We start from the raw sequence: 23,639 nt of genomic DNA, 5'->3' as shown, positions 1-23,639 counted from the left end.
CTAAGTACCCTGAGGAAAAGAAATCAACCGAGATTCCCTTAGTAGTGGCGAGCGAACGGGGACTAGCCCTTAAGTGGCTTTGAGATTAGCGGAACGCTCTGGAAAGTGCGGCCATAGTGGGTGATAGCCCTGTACGCGAAAATCTCTTAGTCATGAAATCGAGTAGGACGGGGCACGAGAAACCTTGTCTGAATATGGGGGGACCATCCTCCAAGGCTAAATACTACTGACTGACCGATAGTGAACCAGTACCGTGAGGGAAAGGCGAAAAGAACCCCGGAGAGGGGAGTGAAATAGAACCTGAAACCGTATGCGTACAAGCAGTGGGAGCCCACTTTGTTGGGTGACTGCGTACCTTTTGTATAATGGGTCAGCGACTTATTTTCAGTGGCGAGCTTAACCGAATAGGGGAGGCGTAGCGAAAGCGAGTCTTAATAGGGCGTCTAGTCGCTGGGAATAGACCCGAAACCGGGCGATCTATCCATGGGCAGGTTGAAGGTTAGGTAACACTGACTGGAGGACCGAACCGACTACCGTTGAAAAGTTAGCGGATGACCTGTGGATCGGAGTGAAAGGCTAATCAAGCTCGGAGATAGCTGGTTCTCCTCGAAAGCTATTTAGGTAGCGCCTCATGTATCACTGTAGGGGGTAGAGCACTGTTTCGGCTAGGGGTCATCCCGACTTACCAAACCGATGCAAACTCCGAATACCTACAAGTGCCGAGCATGGGAGACACACGGCGGGTGCTAACGTCCGTCGTGAAAAGGGAAACAACCCAGACCGTCAGCTAAGGTCCCAAAGTTATGGTTAAGTGGGAAACGATGTGGGAAGGCTTAGACAGCTAGGAGGTTGGCTTAGAAGCAGCCACCCTTTAAAGAAAGCGTAATAGCTCACTAGTCGAGTCGGCCTGCGCGGAAGATGTAACGGGGCTCAAACCATACACCGAAGCTACGGGTATCACGTAAGTGATGCGGTAGAGGAGCGTTCTGTAAGCCTGTGAAGGTGAGTTGAGAAGCTTGCTGGAGGTATCAGAAGTGCGAATGCTGACATGAGTAACGACAATGCGAGTGAAAAACTCGCACGCCGAAAGACCAAGGGTTCCTGCGCAACGTTAATCGACGCAGGGTTAGTCGGTCCCTAAGGCGAGGCTGAAGAGCGTAGTCGATGGGAAACAGGTTAATATTCCTGTACTTCTAGTTACTGCGATGGAGGGACGGAGAAGGCTAGGCCAGCTTGGCGTTGGTTGTCCAAGTTTAAGGTGGTAGGCAGAGTGCTTAGGTAAATCCGGGCGCTTAATGCCGAGAACTGATGACGAGTCGTCTTTTAGACGATGAAGTGGTTGATGCCATGCTTCCAGGAAAAGCTTCTAAGCTTCAGGTAACTAGGAACCGTACCCCAAACCGACACAGGTGGTTGGGTAGAGAATACCAAGGCGCTTGAGAGAACTCGGGTGAAGGAACTAGGCAAAATGGCACCGTAACTTCGGGAGAAGGTGCGCCGGTGAGGGTGAAGGACTTGCTCCGTAAGCCCATGCCGGTCGAAGATACCAGGCCGCTGCGACTGTTTATTAAAAACACAGCACTCTGCAAACACGAAAGTGGACGTATAGGGTGTGACGCCTGCCCGGTGCCGGAAGGTTAATTGATGGGGTTAGCGCAAGCGAAGCTCTTGATCGAAGCCCCGGTAAACGGCGGCCGTAACTATAACGGTCCTAAGGTAGCGAAATTCCTTGTCGGGTAAGTTCCGACCTGCACGAATGGCGTAACGATGGCGGCGCTGTCTCCACCCGAGACTCAGTGAAATTGAAATCGCTGTGAAGATGCAGTGTATCCGCGGCTAGACGGAAAGACCCCGTGAACCTTTACTGTAGCTTTGCACTGGACTTTGAGCCTGCTTGTGTAGGATAGGTGGGAGGCTTTGAAGCGTGGACGCCAGTCTGCGTGGAGCCATCCTTGAAATACCACCCTGGCATGCTTGAGGTTCTAACTCTGGTCCGTTATCCGGATCGAGGACAGTGTATGGTGGGCAGTTTGACTGGGGCGGTCTCCTCCTAAAGAGTAACGGAGGAGTACGAAGGTGCGCTCAGACCGGTCGGAAATCGGTCGTAGAGTATAAAGGCAAAAGCGCGCTTGACTGCGAGACAGACACGTCGAGCAGGTACGAAAGTAGGTCTTAGTGATCCGGTGGTTCTGTATGGAAGGGCCATCGCTCAACGGATAAAAGGTACTCCGGGGATAACAGGCTGATACCGCCCAAGAGTTCATATCGACGGCGGTGTTTGGCACCTCGATGTCGGCTCATCACATCCTGGGGCTGAAGCCGGTCCCAAGGGTATGGCTGTTCGCCATTTAAAGTGGTACGCGAGCTGGGTTTAGAACGTCGTGAGACAGTTCGGTCCCTATCTGCCGTGGACGTTTGAGATTTGAGAGGGGCTGCTCCTAGTACGAGAGGACCGGAGTGGACGAACCTCTGGTGTTCCGGTTGTCACGCCAGTGGCATTGCCGGGTAGCTACGTTCGGAAGAGATAACCGCTGAAAGCATCTAAGCGGGAAACTCGCCTCAAGATGAGATCTCACTGGAGCCTTGAGCTCCCTGAAGGGCCGTCGAAGACTACGACGTTGATAGGTTGGGTGTGTAAGCGCTGTGAGGCGTTGAGCTAACCAATACTAATTGCCCGTGAGGCTTGACCATATAACACCCAAACAATCTGACGATTGTTGTTATAAGGTGAAGTCGACTTAGCCGAAAATTGGCCAGAACTTGCAAAGCCTTATCACATACCCATTCGGGGTCGCGTCCTGGACGATACCCCAACCGAATTGCTTGACGACCATAGAGCGTTGGAACCACCTGATCCCATCCCGAACTCAGTAGTGAAACGATGCATCGCCGATGGTAGTGTGGAGTTTCTCCATGTGAGAGTAGGTCATCGTCAAGCACCTATACCAAACCCCCGATCTTCGACAGAAGGTCGGGGGTTTGACTTTGCGCGGCAGAAAAGTTGGCGAGCGGCTTGTGGCCGTGGCAGTAGGGGCGACTTGTAGGGGCGACTTCAGTCGCCAAGCAGGCCGAAGGGCTGCTAATCCCACGACCCTCATGTGACTCCTCCTTTCCTGGCTAACCCTGGAAAAGCCCCGGACTGAAGTCCGGGCTACGTCCAGGCTACATCCGGGCTACCGATATGCCGGTCCGCTGCCATTCCCCACCCGTTTCGAACCTGTTAATGGCAAATCGGGTCACAGTCAGGCAGACCCATTGCCGCTGCGCTCGTCTAGAATAGGCGCGAATTCATATGAGCCCCCTGTATGCCTGACTCGGCCGATCTCCGCCCGTTGTCCGAACGCCCTCTTGAGGAGTTGGTCGCCTGCCCGGAGTGCGACTTGCTGATGCATCGTCAGCACGTCGAAGAAGAACACAAGGCCTGCTGCCCGCGCTGTGGCTATGAACTCATCGTTCACCGTGCCCATATGGAGCGCCGCGCCCTGGCCTTGGTGCTGACCGCATTGATGCTCTACGTCCCGGCGAACTTCTTGCCGATCATGAAGCTCAACCTGCTCGGCCAGACAACCCAGGACACCATCTGGAGCGGCGTGCTCGGCCTCTACCACAGCGGTATGGATGGCGTAGCCGTCCTGGTCTTCCTCTGCAGCATGGTCATCCCGCTGCTGAAGCTGCTCTGCCAGCTCGCGGTGCTGCTGTGCATCCGCTGGCAGGTCATGCAGGGGCTTGGCCTGCAGCTCTATCGTCTTTATCACCATATGCGTGAGTGGGGGATGCTCGAGGTCTACCTGATGGGCATCCTGGTCAGCATCGTCAAACTCATCGATATGGCCGACCTGCACCTGGGCGTCGGCCTCGCCTGCTTCATCGGCCTGCTGCTGTCGCAGGTCTGGCTGGAAGTCACCATGTCTCCGCATCAGGTCTGGGACTCCCTCGACGCCGGAGGTCACGCCAATGAGAGCGCTTGATGCCGGCATCCTCGTCTGCGGTGACTGCCACCAACTGAATCGCCCGGGCCAGGACGACGAGGCCCCCACCTGCACCCGCTGCGGCTCGCGCCTCCATGAGCGTCGACCCAACAGCCTGATCCGCACCTGGGCGCTGCTGCTCACCGCCACCATCCTCTACATCCCGGCCAACGTGCTGCCGATCATGACGGTGAACTTCTTCGGCAACGGTTCGCCCTCCACCATCATGGAAGGCGTCATCGAACTGATCCACGCCGACATGCTGCCCATCGCCCTGGTGGTCTTCACCGCCAGCATCCTGGTGCCCACCTTCAAGCTCGTCGGCATCGCCCTGCTGCTTTACTCCGTGCAGAGGCACCAGCCCATGTCGGCCAGGCAACGCATCCTGATGTACCGCTTCATCGAATGGATCGGTCGCTGGTCCATGCTGGATATATTCGTCATCGCCATCCTCGTGGCGCTGGTGAACTTCGGCAACCTGGCCAGCATCGAAGCCAATCCCGGTGCGGCCGCCTTTGCCAGCGTCGTGGTCCTGACCATGACCGCAGCAGTAACCTTCGATCCCCGACTGATCTGGGACAACACCGATATGGACGACGAGAATGGCTGACCTGCCAAAGCCCAAGACGAAGAAAACCACCAACTGGTCGGCCATCTGGGTCCTGCCCCTGATCGCCCTCGGCATCGGCCTCTGGCTGGGCTGGAAGTCGATGAACGATGCCGGTATCGACATCAAGATCTACTTCGAGAACGGCGAAGGCATCCAGGTCGGCAAGACCCAGCTCATGTACAAGGGCATCCAGGTCGGCAAGGTCACCGACCTGCACGTCAGCGAAGACATCAATGGCGTCGTCGCCACGGTCGAAGTGCTCAAGGAAGCCGAGCCCTACCTGAGCAAGGAAACCCGTTTCTGGCTGGTACGCCCGCGCGTGTCCCTCGCCGGTGTCACCGGCCTGGAAACCCTGGTCTCCGGCATCTACATCGCCATCGACCCGGTGAAGGGCGAGCCCGAGCGCAAATACCATGCGCTGTCCGAGCCGCCGCCGCTCTCCGACAACCTGCCCGGCCTGCACCTCACCCTCAAGGCCGAGCGCCTCGGCTCCCTGGAGCAGGGCAGCCCCGTCTACTACCGGCAGATCCAGGTCGGCCAGGTGAAGAGCTACGAGCTGGCCGAAGACCAGCGCACGGTCGAGATCAAGGTGCACATCGAGCAACCCTACGCCCAGCTCGTGCGCAAGCACACGCGTTTCTGGAACGCCAGCGGCCTCAACGTCACCGCCGGCCTGTCCGGGGTGAAGATCCGCACCGAGTCGCTGCTCAGCATGGCCGCCGGCGGCATCGCCTTCGCCACGCCCGAGAACCGCCAGGACAGCCCGCCCACGGATTCCACCATCCCCTTCCGCCTCTACGACGGTTTCGAAGCCGCCGAAGCCGGCCTCAAGGTCATGCTGCGCATGGAAGACGTCAGCGGCCTCAACCCCGGCAACACCCCGGTCATGTACAACGGCGTCCAGGTCGGCACCCTGAAGAAGCTCGACATGGACAAGAACTTCGCCGGCGCCACCGCCGAGCTGACCATGGAGCCGCGCACCGAGGAGTTCCTGGTCGAAGGCACCGAGTTCTGGACGGTCAAGCCCTCCATCTCCCTCGCCGGCATCAGCGGTATCGAGGCCCTGGTCAAGGGCAACTACATCGCCGTGCGCTTCGCCAAGAGCGGTACGCCTACCCGCGAGTTCACCGCCCGCCCCAAGGCCCCGCCGCTGAACACCGATGCCCCCGGCCTGCACCTGGTGCTCACCAGCGACAAGCTCGGCTCCCTCGATGTCGGCAGCCCGATCCTCTACAAGCAGATGCGCGTCGGCAGCGTGCAGAGCTACCAGCTCTCCCGTGACCAGCAACGCGTCGTGGTTGGCGTCCACATCGAGCCGGAATTCGCCAAGCTGGTGAACGAATCCACCCGTTTCTGGAACGTCAGCGGCGTCAGCATCAAGGGCGGCCTGTCCGGTGTCGAGGTGAAGAGCGAGTCGCTGCAGACCCTCCTGGCCGGCGGCATCTCCTTCAGTACGCCGGATTCCAAGGCTACGCCGGTGACCAAGCCGCGTCGCTTCACCCTCTATGACAACGAGAACCTCGCCCTCGGCAAAGGCACGGTGGTCGAAGTCCGCATGACCCAGGCCGATGGCCTGCGCGAAGGCACGCCCGTGCGCTTCAAGGGCCTGGATGTCGGCAGCGTCGAGCGCATCACCCTGGCCGATGACCTGGGGGGCGTCGTGGTCACAGCACGTATCACCGAGGCCGCCGATCGCATCGCTCGCACCGGCACGCAGTTCTGGGTGGTCAAACCCGAGCTCGGCCTGGTGCGTACCGCCAACCTCGACACCCTGGTCAGCGGCCAGTACCTGGAAGTGCAGCCCGCCTCGGCCAAGGGCCCGATGCAGACCAAGTTCACCGTACTCGCCGAACCGCCGTCGGCCATTGCCCGCGAAGAAGGCCTGCGCATCGTCCTCAGCACCGCACGTCGTGGCTCCATCAAGCCCGGCGTGGTGGTCAGCTACCGCGAGGTCCCGGTGGGCAAGGTGGTGCGTTTCGAGCTGGGCAAGACCGCTGATCGCGTGCTCATCCACGTGCTCATTGAGCCGCGCTATGCCTCCCTGGTACGCAGCGGCACGCGCTTCTGGAATGCCAGCGGCGTGGGTATCGATGCCGGTCTGTTCAAGGGCGTGAAGGTACGCACCGAATCCCTGGAGGCGCTGATCGAGGGGGGCATTGCCTTCGCCACGCCGGACAACGCCCAGATGGGCGCGCCGGCCATCCCCGGGCAGACCTTCGCCCTGCATGACGAACTCAACGAAGAATGGCTGAAGTGGGCACCGAAGATATCCATCGAAAAGTGATCCACCCAGCATGAAAAAGGGCCGCATCTGCGGCCCTTTTTCGTTACTGCGGCTTCAACTCACGCCGGCTCGGCTTCCTCGCTGGCAGCCGGGGTTTGCTGGCTGGCCTGCTCGCGGCGCTTGATGAACTTCCAGTCCGCCTCGTCGATATAGATGCCATTGGGGCCGCTGCCCCCTTCCAGGTCGATGGCCACGTCGGCCGAAACCTGCGGCTTAACCGAGGCCAGGATGGGCGTGAAGCCCAACTGGGCACTGGTCTCGATCAGCGCCTGCTGGTTGCGCTCGTCGATGTCCGCTGCCTCGTCCAGGTAGTAGGGGAGGCGGATGCGGCCGGCCTGCTCGCGGTCCATCAGGTGCAGCAGCAGGTACATGTTGGTCAGCGCCTTGATGGTCATGGTGGTGCCGTTGGAGGCGGCGCCATCGATGTCCGTGTGGATGATCGGCTGGCCATGCACCTTGGTGATCTCGAAGGCCAGCTCGAACAGGTCCTTCAGGCCCAGCTGGTTGCCATTGGCAGCCACCAGGCGCGCCAGGTATTCCTTGGCTTCCTCGTTCTTCGCGTCCTGCTCGGAGGATTGCGACAGGTCGAACACCGACAGGGTCTCGCCTTCCTCGTACTGGCCGGCGCTGTGGATGATCTGGTCGATATGGCGCAGCGCATCCTTGTTCGGCGCCAGCACGATGCGGAAGCTCTGCAGGTTCGACACCTGGCGCTTGTTGATCTCGCGGTTGAACAGCGCCAGTTGGTGTTCCAGGTTGTCGTAGTCGCTGCGGATGTTGCGCAAGGTACGGGCGATGTCGGTGACCGCCGCACGGCGCGCCTTGGCCAGGGTCAGGGCTTCGTCCTGACGGTGGGCGTAGGCGTTGATCAAAAGCTGCAGGCGGCGCTCGGTGTCGTCCTCGCTGTCGAACTTGGCCACGCCCTTCAGGCGTACCTGGGCGTAGAGCGCCTCGATCTGGCCGTCGATGCGCTGCAGCGCCTGCCAGGTGTCCTGGTAGTCGTTGAGCAGCGGCAGCAGGTTGTCGATGCTGTCGTCCACCGGGTCGGTGAAGGGGGTGCCGAAGGGCAGGTCGGCCGGCAGCAGCTGGCGACGGCGCAGCGCGTCTTCCAGGGTGCGCTCCTTGGCCTCCAGGTCAGCCAATTGGCGGCCCACCAGCTGCAGCTTGGCGGAGAGCTGCTGAACGCGTTCGGTAAAGGCATCGCTGGAGCGCTTGAGGTCATCCTGCGCGGCTTCACGCTGGGCCAGCAGCTCCATCTTGCCGGCTTCCTCGGCAGACAGCGTCTGGGCCTTGCGGAAGTCTTCCAGGGCCTTCTGGGCATCCAGCACGGCCTGGTAAAGCTGCTCGGCCTGGGCCTTGCTCGCGGCGCGGTCGGAGGCGACCGACTGCTGGGTCTTGAGCTGTTTCAGCTCGCGCTCCAGGCGGTCCTTCTGGTCGCGCAGGGCGGCGCGGTCGGCCAGGGCCTGCAGGGCTGGCGGTTCGATGCTGGACAGGTCGATATCCAGGCCGGGAACCTGAAAGTGCTCGCCCTTGAAGCGGTCGAGAATGGCTTCCAGGGATTTCACCCAGGCGTCTTCTTTATCCAGCTGAATGCCTTTCTCGCCCAGGGGCAGGCTGAACAACTGGCCGTTGAACAGGCGCATCAGGCGGTCGACGTCGGCCTGGGAGAACTCTTCGCGCAGGCGCGAATAGCTGTTGTTGTCGGCGTGATCGAGCTGCTGCTTCACCGACTTCAGGCGTTTCTCCAGGTCGCGCAGACGCTCTTCCAGATCCTCCGAGGAGAACTGGCGGGATTGCGCCAGGGCGCCGGCCAGTTCGTCGTGGGCGTCCTTGGCGGCCAGCAATTGCTGCTCCAGCACCTTGATGTCGTTGACCAGGGCGAAGCGGTTCTTCAGCACCGCCAGCTCGCCCAGCCAGCGCTGGATCTCGCTGATTTCCCGCTCCAGACGCATCAGCTCCTGGGTGCCGCCGCGTTGCTCGTGCTGCAGGCCGTCCTGCTCGTTGCGGTAGTGCTCGGCCTGGATCACCAGCTCTTCGCGGCGAGCGCCGGAGTAGTCGTGCCAGGTGCCCAGCAGGTTATCCAGCAGGGGCGAAAGGCGGTGCAGCTTGCCGCGCAGGGTCTCGCGCTGGGTCACGCCGTTGGCCAGCGCCTCCACCAGCGGGCCGGCGGCCACCAGGGCCTGGTAGTCCTGTTCCATGCGACGCACGTCGCGGAAGGCTTCCTCGGTGGCGGCGATGTAGTCGACGCTGCCTGAACGCAGGCTGTGCTCGAAGGCATCGAGGAACAGCTGCTTGAGCTTTGCCGCGGTGATCTCGCGCATGTGCAGCAGGTTGATGAACAGCGAACGGAAGGTCTTCAGGCTCTGCTCGCTGGTGGAGCGCAGCGGGATCAGCGTCAGGTCCAGCGGAATGGACGTGTGACCGCCCACCAGCAGGCGGCGCAGTTCATCCGGCTTCAGCTCGTAGGCCTTGATGCCCCCGCGCTCGAGGTTGTTGAACAGCTCGCGCTGACGCAGGCAGGTGCCGTTCTTCTGGTAGTGATCCAGGTCCAGGCTGCCCTGGTAGGCGAAGAACTGGTGGCCGAAGCCGCCGCCCGGGCCGCGACCGGCAACACCGATCACATGGGGGCCGTGGGGCAGGGAAACTTCGACCAGGATGTAGCTGGTGTCGGTGGCGAAGTAGAACTTGCGCGACTGCTCCAGGCTGTACTTGCCGAAGCTCATGTCCGACATGCGCGCCAGGATGGGGAACTGCAGCGCGTTGATCGACGCGGATTTACCCAGGTTGTTGGCGCCGTAGACCGACAGCGGGGTTTCCAGCGGGAACAGGCCGAGGCTGTAACCGGCGGTGTTCAGCAGGGCGAAGCGGCGGATGCCATAGCGTTCCTGGCTCATGCGTCCATCTCCTGCGCGGCGCGCTCTTCGGCCATGGCGCGGGCCAGGGCATCTTCATCGGATTCAACGGCGGCCGGCTCATCGACCTCCAGCGAAATGATGGGCTCCTCGCCCTCATCGTCCATCAGCACCGGCGCTTGCAGGGCCAGGTCGCTGCTGTGCAGGTTGGCGGCCAGGTCGCGGTCGTGCTGCACCGACAGGCACACATCGAGGAAGCGGTGCATGGGCGGCAGGAAGCGGTAGATACCGTTGCTGTCCTCGGCGAAGCCGAGCTGGGTGAGGCGGCGGATGACCTTCTCCTCCAGCTCTTCATGGGTGGTCACCTCGGCCTGCAGGAACAAGTCGCGGTACTTCTCCAGCAGCGCGGGCAGTTCGTCACGGCCGATGCTGCCGCCGTCGAGCACGGAAAGCGGGTCACGGCCCTGGTCGGCCAGGTGTTCCACCAGGATGAAGGTGAACAGCGCCAGGCGCTGGGCGGTCTTGTTCACCTGGGCGCCCATCTGCTCGGGCACGAAGTAATAGAAGCCACGGGGGTCGCACACCAGCTCGAAGCCGAGGGCCTTGAACAGGGCGCGGTACTGGTCCTGCATGGTGGACAGCTGGGCGTAGCATTCCGGCTCGCTGCGCGAGAGGTGATAGCCCTTGAACAGCTCGCGGAAGATGGCCGAGAGCTGAGTCATTTCGGTGAGATTAAGATGCATGTTTTTCGCTCTTGATGAGGGCGAAGGAGCTCAGGCTGACCTGATGCTCCGCGGTGAGGTAGTCGCGGCGCTCCAGGCGGTCACGCTGGAAGCGGCTTTCGCGGGAGAGGCGGGAGAACCAGTAGAGCAGCTCGTCGGTGGCGCCTTCCGGTTCCTGCTCCAGCAGCCAGGCCATGAGGTCCGGCAGCGGCAGGGCCTGCTCGCAACGGTCGATCATTTCCCGGGCGGTACGCGGTGCACGCGGCGCTTCGCCACGACGGCCACTGGAGGCCTTGGGGAAGTGCGCCGGCTTCGGCTCGAAGCGTGCCAAGGCGTAGACGTAAGCCTCCACCTGCGAGGCGCTGCCGAGGAAGGTGCTCTGCGGCCGGGTGAACAGCGGCAGTGCCGCCTGGGGCACGGCATCCAGGCCCTTCTTGCGGATCACCGACAGCGCCAGGGCGGCACCACGGGTCACGGCGTTGTGCCGGCGCGCTTCCTCGCGCAGCGGCAGCAGCAGCTCGCGGGCCTTGCGCAGGGTCAGCTGGGCGGTGGTCTGCATTTCCAGGATGCGCGCGTGGGTGCGCAGCAGCAGGTCGTCGTCCACCAGTTGGCCGAGGCGTTGCTGTTCGCCGAGCAGCTTGAGCAGCACCTGCTCGACGCGGCGCACGCCCTGCTCGAAGGCGCCATCGGCGGCCACCAGCTGGATCATCGGCTCGACGTACTCGTCCCAGGTCGCCAGGACCTCGGCATAGCGCTGGCGCAGAGGGATCTGCCGGTCGCTGGTCTTGGCCCGTTCGGCCACGGCCACCAGGGCCTGTTCATCGTTGTCGAGCTTCTTCAATACATCGCGTACGCGCATGTCGAGCAGGCGCAGCTGGCGCGCCAGGTCGTTGCCGTCGCGGATCTCGAAGGCTTCCTGGATGTAGCCGGCCAGGCGCTCCAGGTGGCGCAGATAGGCTTCGATCTCCAGGCACAGGCCGAGGCGGTGCTCACGGCGCAGGTAGGCGAGGAAGTCGTGGATCTGGGCGTTCAGCTCGAAGCGGTTGGGGCTCTTGGCCACCGGCACCAGGATGTCCAGGCGGATCCACTGGTCGAGCAGCGCGGTAACGTCCGTGGGCGTGCCCTGGGGCAACTGGGCCCCGAGCTGCAAGCGCAGCTCGGCCAGGCTCAAGGTGCCGGCATCGAAGCGCTCGCACAGCGGCTCCAGCAGCGCCCAGTGTTCGGCGAGGGCGCGCAAAACGCGTTTGGGTTCGATCATCGGGGGAGACGGTCCCTGCCTAAGGAAAAAGACGCGATTGTACTGCATGACCGCCGGCTCGACTCAGCCCGAGCTGATCAAAGGACGGCTGGTTCGCATGGCGGCGTGCCGGGTGAAACGGTTGCCCGGCCAGGTGATGCCCGCGAATACGGGAATCCGTTGGGAGCCCGGGGTTGGGGAGGGATCAGCTCTGGCGGAACAGCCCGATCAGGTGATCGGCGATGGCGGCCTTGATGGCATTGACGTTGAGCTGCGAGGTATGGCCCAGGCGCTCGGTGTTGATGCGGTGCAGGTGCAGCGAAGGCATGCGTGCCTCGTATTCGCGCAGGTCGCCCTTCACCAGCACCGGCAGGAAGTGGTCGTTCTTCGCCTGGTAGCGCTGGATCAGCAGCTTCAGGCCTTCTTGGAACGGCAGCTCGCGAGAGGCGGCCAGGCGGTGCTCACCGGGGATCTTCAGGTACAGGCCGGAATAACCCATGGTCTCGCCGGGCAGGATGTGGATGCCGGTGGGCTCCACCGCCTCGGGCGGGATTTCGTTGAAGGTGTCGTGCCAGGCCTGCTCGTCGGGGAGGATGGTGATGCTGCCGTGCTCCTCCTCCGGCACCACGAAGCTGTAGTTGCTGTAGAGCTTCTCGACATAGCCCGAATAGACGCACAGGCGGTTTTCGAAGCGCAGCAGGAAATCGATCGCCTGTTGGCGGTCGGTGATGGCATCCAGGTCCCAGGCGAGGTCGCTCTGGTTCTGCAATTCGTCCCAGTGTGAATCGGAATCGGCTTTGGAGTTGGCGTTCATGGACTCGGTCAATACGGCATCTGATCTGTAACAAGGCAGAAAACATGCCAGGCAATTCAAGGGCTTGGAATGGGGCTGGAGCGTGCTCCAGCTCACATTCGACATTCTAGAGCGGTCGCAATCTGACGAGGATGGTCACTTGTCGGACGGATGCAGGAAATTTCAGGCCCGGTACACGTGGCCAAGCCCGCGCACGCCCTGTGCACCCATCGCGTTGTCGTGATCGTCCTGCTGTCAGGCTGCGCCGCTCATGGCCCTGGGCGAGTCAGGGAACCAGGGTCAGCGACACGGTGGAACCGTTGGGGTAGGTGCTATTGAAGGAATCGAAGGTGGTGCAGAAGGCTTTCTGCTGATAGTGGTACTGCTCGGCTTCGGCTTGGGAATAGCCCGTAGGCACGATGGCGTAGTACGTATACGAGCCTCCGTTGGAGGTTGACGTGTATGCGAGAGACAGCGGAATGCTGACCCCGCCGATGATGATTCCTTGGATCGGCGACTGGGTCGTCACCGCGATGTTGCAGATCTCGTTGATCGCCGGGTCGAATGGGTTGCTGAAGGGCTTGGCATTTTTTGCGAGGAGCAAGTCCTTGAGAATCCCCAGCTCGCTGCTTGCTGCGCCTAATGCCGGACCGGCAGGTGAGTACCCTGCGAACACCACGTTCGTGGTGCTGTAGTCCGTAGGCTCGTCGTTGTAGGGCAGGTAGTTGAACATGTCGTAGGTGATCATTTTACCTACGGTAAGGGTCCCGGTCGGGCCAGTTGCCGTTCTGGCCTGGCGGCTGAACAGCTTGGGTTGTTGCTTGGGGGCTGCGACGTCTTGAGAGGTTCCTTTCATCAACTCGAGTTGCCGGTGAAGGGTGCTCGGGTTGTCTTTGGCAATGGCGTGGCCTGCGATCAGGATGGTTACGCAAGCAAGGGCTTGGATCTTCAGCATTGCAACGACTCCTTGTTTTATGGAGCCGGCAGTGGACCAGTTGCCCCGCTTCACGCCCAGCTATCCAAAGGCTGGCGGGCAGGAGGCCGCGCCTGCTCGGCGTGTCGACCAACCTGAAGCTAGGGGTGGCGTACGAGGTGTGGATTTGGGTAACAACCGCAGCGGCGAGCCGAGGGCGAACTTCAAAAATCCCACCTTTTTCCCGCCTATGGGTCGGGCCCTTATGGTGGGCGCTTCCCTATAGTGGCATCACGTAATCGAGCCGCCAGTGCTCGGCCATAACTATAAGAAGTAGAGGGAACTCGCCATGCGCCTGACCCGCAGTCCCGCCAAACGCCTTTTCCTCGTGCTCGCTACCAGCCTGCTGGCCGCCTCGGCCCAGGCCCGCATGGAGGCGCTCGATGACGCGGAGCTTTCCAACGTCACCGGCCAGGCCTTCATCAACCTGACCACCGACGCCAATGCCGGGATCAACTACACCCGCATCAACCTGGGTGTCGATCTTGATACGCAGCTGAACATGAAGAAGCTGCAACTCGGCCAATACAACGACAGCGTCACCCGGCCTGGTGAGATCGCTGGCTCGTCCGACATCCTGATCAACAACTTCGCCCTGGGCACCGTCAATGCGGATGGCTCGGTCAACCCGTTCCGCATTTCCAACCCGTTCCTCGAACTGGCCTATTCCGGCAACAAGGTGGTGGGCGTGCGCATCGGCTTCGGCGAAGCTAAGGGTGTGTTGTCCGGGGATATCCAGAGCTTGACCGGGAACATTCCGGTGCATATCTCTGGTACCGCGAAGCCGATTATCAATGCAGCTTCTGCCTGGGACAGATTCTTGCTGGGGGTCGCTGGTATTTCGGACACCACCAAGTTGGAAGCGGACGCGACCCTGGTGAACTCAAGCGGCAATGCCGACCCGGTGCGCGGCACCATGGCGGGGCTGACCAATGGCACCGCGCTGACCTGCGTCAGTGGGTGCGCGTGGGGCGGGCTTTCTGATGGCCTGCTCAGCCTGTTCAAGTCCAACGGCTGCGGCATCCTTTCCCTGAGCACCTGCTACAACCTCACCCAGTTCCAGTCCCTACCGGTGGGCAACACCAGCAACATGGGCAGCATGGATGGTGCCGCCAAGGGCTTCTTCATTTCCCTGCAGACCCAGGATGTGGCCTGGCGTGACATGGACAGCAACGCCTTCATGACCGCTCTCAAGGGCGCCTTCATGAACATGCCCAAGTACCGGGACGCCAACGGCAACCTGGTCTCCCCGATCAATATCGACTTTGAACAGGCCTTCAACGGTATTCCCCGGCAGGACACCTGCCTGGGCTCCGCCACCAAGGGGTGCTGAGCATGAGCCGGATTTCGATCGCAGTCCTGCTGGCCCTGGCGGCTTCGGTTGCCCAGGCCGAGCTCAGGGCGCTGGATGACGAGGAGCTGTCCAGCGTCGACGGCGCCGGCATCGGCTTCGTGCTGGACAAGGTGCTGCTGGATGCCAGCAACGCCACCATCACCCTCAACGACATCAATAACGGCAGCGGGCAGAACGTGCCCATCGCGGTGAAGGAGTTCTACCTCGGCGCCATCGGCAGCAACAACGGCGCCAACCTCAATGCCGTGACCATCGGCCGTCTGGACCACCCCTTCGCCCTCAACCTGGCCCGTGGCGAAACCCTGCGCACCCTCAACGATGCCGGGCAGTGGGTGCAAACCACCCCAAACGGCGTCTCGGTGCTGGAGTTCATGTTCCCCGAGCGCCTCACCACGGGGGGCTCGGCCTGCATCAGCGGTTACTCCACCGGCGGCAACACCTGCTCCAGCCGCGCCACGGAGAAGGTCGACCTGGGCATCCGCTTCGACTTCCAGGTCGCCGCCGGGCGCACCGACGTACTCAACCTGGATATCTCCGAGCTGGCCATGGACGGGTCCTACCTGCGTCTCTGGGGCGACAAGGCCAAGAGCCAGATGGTCGGCGAGATGCGCATCAACCTGTTCGCCAAGGGCATCCAGCTGATGTCCTGCGCGGCCGGCAGCACCAACTGCACCACCGCCGAGCAGCAACGGGACCGCACCCTCTTCATGAGCGGCGCCTACGCCACCGTCGCCCTGGGTTACGGCAAGAGCCAGCCGTTGCTGTTCGACGTCAGCAGCAACGGCCAGTTTGTGCTGGAGCTGCAGAACCCCACGGCCTCGGGCACCACCGCCGCCCAGAAGCAGGCGTTGGCGGACGACTTCTACGCCAACGCACCGCGCACCAGCATCATCATCAACAACCTCAAGGCGGGCACCGGCAACTTCAGCACCGGCGGCTACAACTTCGGCTACAACGAGATCGGCGGCCTCAGCATCAACTACCTGAAGGTGACCAGCCATGACCTCTAGATTCCTCTCGCTGGCCCTGCTGCTCGCCGCCGGTTGCGCGCAGGCCGAGCTCAAGCCCATGGCGGATGCCGACCTCAGCGCCACGAGCGGGCAGGGCGGGGTCTACCTTTCCGGCGAGTTCAGTATCAACAAGGGCGGCGGCGTGCTCTGGAGCACCCCGGCCACCAACAACGCTACGCAATGGACCATCGGCGAGCGCAGCTGCGCCACGGCGGGCTCCAGCACCCCGGAAAGTTGCGGCATGCGCATCGCCATCCGCACCGAGGCAGCGGGCGGCTGGTACGTGCTCGACAATCTCAAGGGCGTGTTCAGCTTCGAAGGCCTGACCCTGCGCACCCGGCTGATCAACGACAGTGCCGCCGGCTTCAACCAGGACGTGATCGAGCTGGGCCTGCCCAACAACGTGCGCTTCAAGGACGGCAGCTTCGCCTTCGCCGTCGCCAACCAGGGCGGCTGGCGCAACAAGGTGGGCACCACCGCCAATGGCGGCGACTCCACCTTCCAGCAGACCAACATCTTCTCGGCGAAGATCGACGGCGACATCCGCATGCAGGGCAGCGTGCTGGTCTTCCCCAAATAACAAGGAGCAGGGCGATGCGTGCAGTTGCGTTGTTCGCGGTACTCCTCAGCCCCCTGGCCCAGGCCATGCAGGCGCTGGATGACACGGCGCTGTCCGACGTCACCGGGCAGGACGGCATCAGTCTGGAAACCACCAGCGCCGGCTGGTCGGCCAGCAACATCAGCTACAGCGAGGACGGCCAGAGCCTCAACCTGCGTGGCGTCAGCAACCAGCCGCGCAGCGGTTCCAGCATCACCTCCACCACCAAGGTGGATGTGGTCAACCAGCGCCTGCAGATCGAGCACGCCAGCAGCGCCCAGGCGCTCAGCGTCACCAACATCGAAATGGGCGGCAGCACCAAGAGCTTCGGTTCCCTACGCGCCTTCTACACCCTGGGTGCGACGCTGAAGATCAAGGGCGGCGGCGCCAGCGGCGTGACCGGCATCTCGGTGGACGACAGCCGCCTCTCGCTCTCCGATGTCACCTTCTATTACCGCGACAACGGCTTCGACCTGATCGTCAAAGGCATGAGCCTCGACGCCTACCTGAACAACGCCTACATCGACATCGTCAGCGGCGGAGATGGCCAGGCAGTACGCCTCGACCTGGGCAACTCGCGCTTCGTCGCCGCCATCAATGGCATCGGCCTCGACCTGGCCCATGGCGACCCCACTGCATTGCCGGTGACACCCGATGCGCCGGACCTGCGCGACCCCAATGCCAGCAAGAGCTTCGGCAAGCTCAACATGGACCTGCGCCTGGGCGGCAGCGTCAGCATCTCCAGCGGTGGCGCCAGCGGCTCGGGCCTGCGCATCCGGCCCGACGTGAACATCGTCAACAGCCTGTTCCAGTACCAGGACGAAGGCATCCTGCGTGCCGAGAACTTCTCCGGCACCCTGCGCAGCCTCGCCGGCCTGACCCTCGATCTGGTGCAGGATGGCAATGGCAGCTTCGTCCAGGTCGCCTTCGCCGACCTCAAGCTCAACGCCACCCTGGGCGGGCTGATCATCGGCAACCCCACCAACCAGAAACTCGGCAGCCTGGGCATCGACCTCAACTTCGTCGACGACGGCGCGAAGAAGAACATCTTCAAGCTGCGCCCTGGCGGCGATCCCAACTCGGGCCTCAAGGGCATCACCGCCGATGTCAGCTGGAACATGGCCAACAGCTCGGTCTCGCTCACCGATAACGGCAACAGCATGTGGTTCAGCGGGCTGCGCACCAACGGCACCGGGCAGGTCACCCTGGACATCACCAAGAGCTGCGCGGCCGGCGCCTCCACCTCGTGCTACGCCGGCACCCAGAGCGACATGAGCAAGGGCAGCTACAACGGCCACTTCGACGGCCTGCGCCTGGGCCTGAACAACGTCAAGGGCAGCTACAGCTTCGATGGCCTGCGCGTGGGCAGCGCCACCGCGCCGCTGCAGGGCGGCACCGAGTTGCTGGTGCTGATGGAAATCTTCCCCGCCTACGACTTCACCCTCAATGGCCAGCTCACCCTGCAACCGGGTGGCAGCAGCGGCTCGGGCATCAGCTACAACGCCGATTTCTTCATCACCGACGCCCGCGCCGCCATCACCGTGGACGAGACCGGCAAGGGCCTGTGGCTCTCCGGCACCCGCTACGACATGCACTTCCGCGACGGCTCGGTGGACGTCAGCAACAACGGCGTCGAGCTGCGCAAGGGCACCTACTGGTCCAACCTCGATGTCGCCGACCTGCGCTGGGGTGACCGCGCCACCGGCACCAGCCTCGGTCGCCTGGTGCTCAAGCGCTACGAACAGGGCTCCACCCTGGCGCTCAGCTCCGGCGGTGCCGGCGCCCTCTGCGTGGGCGGCAGCGGCTCCACTGCCAGTGCCTGTTCCGCCAGCGGCGGCCGCTGGGAGGACCGCGGCAACGAAGGCGTCTCGGTCAAGCTGAAGAACGTATTCGTGCGCGACACCACCATCGACAGCACGGTCAATGGCGTGGCCACCGACGAGAAGCGCAACCAGGTGATCATCGAGACCGACCGCGTCAACGGCGTGAACGGCAGCGGCAGCCAGCTGGTTGTGGATAACTTCTACACCTCCGACGGCAACCCCAAGGACCCCAACGCCAACACCTACGGCTTCAACGCCGACCTCAACCTCGACGTCGCGCCGACCAAGGTCTGCACCAAGAACGGCAGCACCTGCACCGCCGTCACCCCCGACCCGCTGGGCTTCGCGGTCAACGGCCGCATCCACTTCAAGGAAGTGAACATCGACCGCATCCAGCACGTGCACCCCACCGGCGGCGCCGTCACCTCCATGTACGGGGTGAAGCTGCAGAACGCCGATATCCGCGCCAACCTCACCGCCACGCCGATCAACTGAGCCGCCCGCCCGGCGGCGCCTTCCGTGCGCCGCCCGTGCCTTCCCGCCTCGCGCGTTTCGCGCCACAATTCGTCATCCGTCGTCGCGGCCACAAGCCGCGGCGTCTTTAGCCAGCGCCCCGGCCGCATCCCCGGTGGGGACATGAGGAGTGACCACAATGAACAATAACGATCGCGTCATCATTTTCGACACCACCCTGCGCGACGGCGAGCAGAGCCCCGGCGCCTCCATGACCCGGGAAGAGAAACTGCGCATCGCCAAGGCCCTGGAGCGGCTGCGCGTCGACGTGATCGAGGCGGGCTTCGCCATCGCCAGCCCGGGGGACTTCGAAGCGGTCAAGGCCATCGCCGACAGCATCAAGGACAGCACCGTGTGCAGCCTGGCCCGTGCGGTCGAGGCCGACATCGAGCGCGCCGCCGAAGCCCTCAAGGGCGCCAACTCCGGGCGTATCCACACCTTCATCGCCACCAGCCCCATCCACATGCAGTACAAGCTGCGCATGCAGCCGGACCAGGTGGTGGAGCAGGCCGTGCGCGCCGTGCGCCACGCGCGCAACCTGTGCGCGGACGTCGAGTTCTCCTGCGAGGACGCCGGGCGTTCGGAAATCGATTTCCTCTGCCGCATCATCGAGGCCGCCATCGACGCCGGCGCCCGCACCATCAACATCCCCGACACCGTCGGCTACGCCATCCCGCACCAGTACGCCGAGACCATCCGCCAACTGCTGCAGCGCGTCCCCAATGCCGACAAGGCGGTGTTCTCCGTGCATTGCCACAACGACTTGGGCCTGGCCGTGGCCAACTCCCTGGCGGCGGTGGCGGTGGGCGCACGCCAGGTGGAATGCACCATCAACGGCCTGGGCGAGCGCGCCGGCAACGCCGCGCTGGAAGAGATCGTCATGGCGATCAAGACCCGCGCCGACATCCTCGGCGTGCACACCCGCATCGACACGCCGCACATCCTCGCCACCTCGCGCATGGTCTCCGGCATCACCGGCTTCCCGGTGCAGCCGAACAAGGCCATCGTCGGCGCCAACGCCTTCGCCCACGAGTCGGGCATCCATCAGGATGGGGTGCTCAAGCACCGCGAAACCTACGAGATCATGTCCGCGCAGTCCGTGGGCTGGCACACCAACAAGCTGTCCCTAGGCAAGCTCTCCGGGCGCAACGCGTTCCGTACCCGCCTGGAGGAGCTGGGCATCCAGCTGCCCGGCGAGGCCGAACTCAACGCCGCCTTCGCCCGCTTCAAGGTGCTGGCCGACAAGAAGCACGAAATCTTCGACGAAGACCTTCAAGCCATCGTCTCCGACAGCCTCGGCGAGGAAGCGCCGGAGCACTTCCGCCTGGCCCACCTGGAAGTCGTCTCGCGCACCGGCGAGGTGCCCCACGCGCGGCTGGTACTGAGCATCGGCGGTGTCGAGCGTGACGCCAGCGCCGAAGGCTCCGGCCCGGTGGACGCCACCTTCAAGGCCATCGAAAGCCTCGCTGCTTCGGCCGCCAACCTGCAGCTGTATTCGGTCAACGCCATCACCCAGGGCACCGATTCCCAGGGTGAAGTGACGGTACGCCTGGAAAAAGCCGGACGAATCGTCAACGGCAACGGTGCGGATACCGATATAGTTGTCGCCTCCGCCAAGGCCTATCTCAACGCGCTGAACCTCATGCAGGCCGGCGTACGCAAAGCCCATCCACAGGTAGCTGACGTTTGATCCAAGAGCTCCGTCGCCGCGCTTATCTCGATGCCATGCAGGTCGCCACCTGGCTGCCGCGCACGGTATTGCCCTTCGCTGCGCCTTCGCGCCCCGAGCTGCTGGTGCAGCCCGAGGCCGCGCCGAAACCCGAACCGACGCGGGTGCCCACTCCCGCCGCTGCCACGACCCAGGCCAATCCGGCCGCAGCCGAGGCACCGGTGCAGGCACCCACGAGACCGAAGATCGAGGTACCGCGCCCCGGCACCACGCCGCGCGTAGCGGTGAACCCCGAGCCGACGGCGGAGCCCGCCAATGAAGCGACCCCGGAGCCGGTGAAAACCGCTCCGGTGGCGCCACCGCGTTTCTCCCTGCAATTGCTGCGTGCCGGCAGTTGCCTGTTACTGGTCGAACTGCCCACCGGCGAAGGCTTCCAGAGCCGCGACCCGGCCTACCTGCTGCTCAAGGACCTACTGCGTGCCGCCGGCCTGCCGGATGCGCCACAGATGATCGGTGAGCCGGTGCGCTGGCCGCTGCTGGTGCGTGGCAACATGGACCAGGGGCCAGACGCTGCCCGTGATTTCCTCCAGGGCTTCGTCGCTGCACGCATGGAAGAGGGCGCCGGTTGCAGTTGCCTGTGGCTGGTGGGGTTGCCGGCGATCCGCTTTGCCGGGGAAGCCGACGCCGATGCCTACTGCCGCGAACTCCAGGTCGAAGGCCTGGGCGCTGCCTGGGCCGTGCCCGGCCTGGAGCTGCTGATGGATGAACCCCAACGCAAGGCCGAGCTGTGGCAGGCCATGCGCCGGGTGACGCGACGCTGGAAGTCCGCTGAATGACCGATGCCGTTTCCTTCCGCCGGATGACCGAGGCGGATCTCGATGCCGTGCTCAAGATCGAATACGCCGCCTTCAGCCATCCCTGGACGCGCGGCATCTTTGCCGACGGCCTGAAGTCCTACGACTGCTGGATCATGTTCGAAGGCACCCAGCAGGTCGGCCACGGGGTGATCAACGTGATCATCGATGAGGCGCACCTGCTCAACATCACCGTAAAGCCGGAAAGCCAGGGGCGCGGGCTGGGCTTGCGCCTGCTGGAGCACCTGATGCAGCGCGCGCTGGAACTCAAGGCCGGCGAATGCTTCCTCGAAGTGCGTGCCAGCAACGAGTCGGCCTACCGGCTCTATGAGCGCTATGGCTTCAACGAGATCGGCCGGCGCCGGGGCTACTACCCGGCGGTGGGTGGCCGCGAGGATGCCCTGGTGATGGCCTGCACCCTGCTGGACTGAAAAATGCCTGCGCTCGACAACGTCCCTAGAAGCTAGCGGGCACGCCGGGCGTAGCGGGGCTGCTCTTCCTCGTGCAGCTCATCTTCCTCATCACCGGTAACGCTAAGGTCGAAATCCCGAGACAGCGTGCCGCTGGGGTTGCTGAGCGGCGTGTCGGTTTCATCCTCCAGCAGCTCTTCCGGCGACAGGTCGAAATCCTTCGGCGGGTGCGATGTGCCGCCCCGGGTCAGGCCGGCCTCACGCAACTGACGCGGCGGGAACTCCTCCACCGGGCCGCTGCCGGCAGGCGCTTCGGTCAGCGACTTCTCCGGGGCCTTGGGATCGTGCTCCTCGTCCGTCGCGGGGTTGTTGCGGGTCGGGTCTGGATGGCTCATGGCGTGGCCTCCACGCTGTGGCTATGGAGGGTGGACGGTCTCCACGCGGAAAGATTCCCCCCATTTGCCCCGATCCGTCGGCCAGTCTGGCATTTACGGCCATTTTCCGACTTCTGGTACCGGCGTACCCTTTTGCCACCATCAGGCGAGGAGGGCGCCATGCAGCAAACGGACGTGATCGTGGTCGGGGCAGGTATCTCGGGGCTGACCGCCGCCTGGCGCCTCGCCTGTGCCGGCAAGCGCGTGCAGGTGCTGGAGGCCAACGAGCGGGTCGGCGGGCGCACCCTCAACCATGGGTTATCCACAGGCGATGTGGTGGAGCTGGGTGGCCAGTGGGTGGGCCCGACCCAGGACCGCATCCTCGGGCTGCTGGGCGAACTGAATCTCTCCACCTTCCCGCTGTGGAACCAGGGCGACAACCTGACCTTCTTCGGCGGCCGGCTGAAGCCCTATCGCGGCACCATCCCGCGCTTCTCGCCGCTGGTGCTGCTGGATGTACTGCAGGCGCAGATGCGCTTCGAGCGCCTGTCACGGCAGATCCCCCTGGATGACCCGGCCCGCCACCCGCGTGCGGAAGAATGGGACTCGATGACCTTCGCCGAGTGGATCCGCCGCACCCTGAAGACCGCCCAGGGGCGCAAGGTGTTCGAGCTGATGAGCGGCGCTGTGTTCGCCGCCAGCCCTCACGACCTGTCCTTCCTTCATGTGCTGTTCTACGTGCAGGCCGGCAGTGGTTTCGACTGCATCCTCGGCGTCGAGAACGGCGCCCAGCAGGACCGTATCCAGGGCGGCTCGCAACGTATCTGCCTGGAACTGGCTGCGCGCCTGGGCGATGCGGTGCGCCTCGGTCAGCCGGTGCGAGCGCTGCGCCAGGATGGTCAGGGCGTCGAGCTGCTCACCGATAGCGGGCGCTACCAGGCTGGGCGGGTGATCCTCGCCGTGCCGCCGACCCAGCTGTTGAGAATCACCCAGGCGCCGTTGCTGCCCGGCTGGCGAGACCAGATGCTGCAACGCCAGCCCCAGGGCGCCTCGATCAAATGCATGGCGCATTACCAGCGGCCCTTCTGGCGCGAGCGCGGGCTCTCCGGCCAGGCCACCAGCGAAGTGGGGCCGGTACGGCTGACCTTCGATAACAGCCTGCCCGGCTCAGCAGGTGGTGTGTTGCTGGGCTTCATCGAGGGCGACGAGGCGCGGCACTGGTCCATGCGCAGCGAGGACGAGCGTCGCGCCGTGGTGCTCGAGTGCTTCGCTCGCTACTTCGGCCAGGAGGCATTGGCGCCCCTGGAGTATGTGGACAAGTGCTGGGCCGATGAGCCTTTTGCCCGGGGCTGCTACGCCGCCTGTTTCCCGCCGGGGCTATGGACCACGGGTGCGGCACGCCTGCGTGAGCCCCATGGTCGCCTGCACTTTGCCGGTACCGAAACCGCCACGCGCTGGATGGGCTATTTCGACGGCGCCGTGGAGGCGGCCGAGCGTGCGGTAGCGGAAGTGCTGGCGGCGGGCTGAGCCGCTGTGACGGCGCGCGGCGGGCGCTTGTCAAAGCCTGGCACCCTCCGTAAGGTGCGCCGGCCATA

The 23,639-nt window shown here is 63.5% G+C and carries 17 protein-coding genes and 2 rRNA genes (1 of these 19 cut by a window edge); 13 read left to right on the top strand and 6 right to left on the bottom strand.

Annotation, left to right across the window (positions count from 1 at the left end; all coding sequences use genetic code 11):
- The 5 genes from PSm6_RS05940 to PSm6_RS05920 form a co-directional block, all read left to right on the top strand.
- A 23S ribosomal RNA gene (locus PSm6_RS05940) occupies window positions 1–2,691 on the top strand (it extends 200 nt beyond the left edge of the window).
- Between the two features lie 131 nt (window positions 2,692–2,822).
- A 5S ribosomal RNA gene (gene rrf / locus PSm6_RS05935) occupies window positions 2,823–2,938 on the top strand.
- A gap of 367 nt (window positions 2,939–3,305) precedes the next feature.
- On the top strand, window positions 3,306–3,968 hold the full coding sequence (locus tag PSm6_RS05930; protein WP_031288080.1) for a paraquat-inducible protein A: 663 nt from the start codon (window positions 3,306–3,308) through the stop codon (window positions 3,966–3,968).
- Complete coding sequence (locus tag PSm6_RS05925) at window positions 3,955–4,578, top strand: paraquat-inducible protein A (protein ID WP_021220389.1); 624 nt, start codon at window positions 3,955–3,957, stop codon at window positions 4,576–4,578. Before PSm6_RS05930 ends, PSm6_RS05925 begins: the two co-directional genes overlap by 14 nt.
- Entirely contained in the window at window positions 4,571–6,862 is a 2,292-nt protein-coding gene (locus tag PSm6_RS05920; protein ID WP_265169742.1) for a PqiB family protein, read from the top strand. Before PSm6_RS05925 ends, PSm6_RS05920 begins: the two co-directional genes overlap by 8 nt.
- 59 nt (window positions 6,863–6,921) lie before the next feature.
- Here PSm6_RS05920 and mksF read toward each other — a convergent pair whose 3' ends face one another.
- From mksF to PSm6_RS05895, 5 genes are all read right to left on the bottom strand, one after another.
- Window positions 6,922–9,756, bottom strand: a complete 2,835-nt coding sequence (mksF, locus tag PSm6_RS05915; protein ID WP_265169741.1) for an Mks condensin complex protein MksF — start codon at window positions 9,754–9,756, stop codon at window positions 6,922–6,924.
- A complete protein-coding gene (mksE, locus tag PSm6_RS05910; protein ID WP_031288083.1) occupies window positions 9,753–10,457 on the bottom strand; it encodes an Mks condensin complex protein MksE in 705 nt (234 codons plus the stop codon). Before mksE ends, mksF begins: the two co-directional genes overlap by 4 nt.
- Entirely contained in the window at window positions 10,447–11,694 is a 1,248-nt protein-coding gene (mksB, locus tag PSm6_RS05905) for an Mks condensin complex protein MksB (RefSeq protein ID WP_021220393.1), read from the bottom strand. The genes mksE and mksB overlap by 11 nt, the downstream gene beginning before the upstream one ends.
- A gap of 184 nt (window positions 11,695–11,878) precedes the next feature.
- Window positions 11,879–12,487, bottom strand: coding sequence for a hypothetical protein (locus PSm6_RS05900; protein ID WP_021220394.1), 609 nt, complete (start codon window positions 12,485–12,487; stop codon window positions 11,879–11,881).
- A 265-nt stretch (window positions 12,488–12,752) separates the two neighbouring features.
- Window positions 12,753–13,421, bottom strand: a complete 669-nt coding sequence (locus tag PSm6_RS05895) for a hypothetical protein (RefSeq protein ID WP_021220395.1) — start codon at window positions 13,419–13,421, stop codon at window positions 12,753–12,755.
- A gap of 307 nt (window positions 13,422–13,728) precedes the next feature.
- Between PSm6_RS05895 and PSm6_RS05890 the strand changes: the two genes are divergently transcribed.
- The 7 genes from PSm6_RS05890 to rimI all read left to right on the top strand — a co-directional run bounded on the left by PSm6_RS05890 (window position 13,729) and on the right by rimI (window position 21,691).
- Window positions 13,729–14,772 carry a DUF6160 family protein gene (locus PSm6_RS05890; RefSeq protein WP_021220396.1) on the top strand — a complete coding sequence of 348 codons (1,044 nt, stop codon included), beginning with the start codon at window positions 13,729–13,731 and terminating at the stop codon, window positions 14,770–14,772.
- Window positions 14,773–14,783: 11 nt separating this feature from the next.
- Window positions 14,784–15,803: a hypothetical protein gene (locus PSm6_RS05885; RefSeq protein WP_265170504.1), complete on the top strand. Its 1,020-nt coding sequence runs from the start codon at window positions 14,784–14,786 to the stop codon at window positions 15,801–15,803.
- Entirely contained in the window at window positions 15,793–16,383 is a 591-nt protein-coding gene (locus PSm6_RS05880) for a DUF6160 family protein (RefSeq protein ID WP_265169740.1), read from the top strand. The genes PSm6_RS05885 and PSm6_RS05880 overlap by 11 nt, the downstream gene beginning before the upstream one ends.
- 14 nt (window positions 16,384–16,397) lie before the next feature.
- Window positions 16,398–18,719 carry a DUF6160 family protein gene (locus PSm6_RS05875; RefSeq protein WP_021220399.1) on the top strand — a complete coding sequence of 774 codons (2,322 nt, stop codon included), beginning with the start codon at window positions 16,398–16,400 and terminating at the stop codon, window positions 18,717–18,719.
- Between the two features lie 157 nt (window positions 18,720–18,876).
- Window positions 18,877–20,427, top strand: a complete 1,551-nt coding sequence (locus tag PSm6_RS05870) for a 2-isopropylmalate synthase (RefSeq protein WP_021220400.1) — start codon at window positions 18,877–18,879, stop codon at window positions 20,425–20,427.
- Window positions 20,424–21,242, top strand: a complete 819-nt coding sequence (locus PSm6_RS05865; protein ID WP_043246315.1) for a hypothetical protein — start codon at window positions 20,424–20,426, stop codon at window positions 21,240–21,242. The genes PSm6_RS05870 and PSm6_RS05865 overlap by 4 nt, the downstream gene beginning before the upstream one ends.
- Complete coding sequence (rimI, locus tag PSm6_RS05860) at window positions 21,239–21,691, top strand: ribosomal protein S18-alanine N-acetyltransferase (RefSeq protein WP_021220402.1); 453 nt, start codon at window positions 21,239–21,241, stop codon at window positions 21,689–21,691. Before PSm6_RS05865 ends, rimI begins: the two co-directional genes overlap by 4 nt.
- A 32-nt stretch (window positions 21,692–21,723) precedes the next feature.
- Here the strand turns inward: rimI and PSm6_RS05855 are convergent, their stop codons facing one another.
- A complete protein-coding gene (locus PSm6_RS05855) occupies window positions 21,724–22,065 on the bottom strand; it encodes a hypothetical protein (protein WP_265169739.1) in 342 nt (113 codons plus the stop codon).
- Window positions 22,066–22,224: 159 nt separating this feature from the next.
- Between PSm6_RS05855 and PSm6_RS05850 the strand changes: the two genes are divergently transcribed.
- A complete protein-coding gene (locus tag PSm6_RS05850) occupies window positions 22,225–23,571 on the top strand; it encodes a flavin monoamine oxidase family protein (protein WP_265169738.1) in 1,347 nt (448 codons plus the stop codon).
- Window positions 23,572–23,639 lie beyond the last annotated feature (68 nt).

This window comes from Pseudomonas solani, from assembly GCF_026072635.1.
Classification (GTDB): Bacteria; Pseudomonadota; Gammaproteobacteria; order Pseudomonadales; family Pseudomonadaceae; genus Metapseudomonas; species Metapseudomonas solani.
Note: the sequence above shows the minus strand (reverse complement) of the source record. Positions and strands in the feature narration are given on the sequence as shown.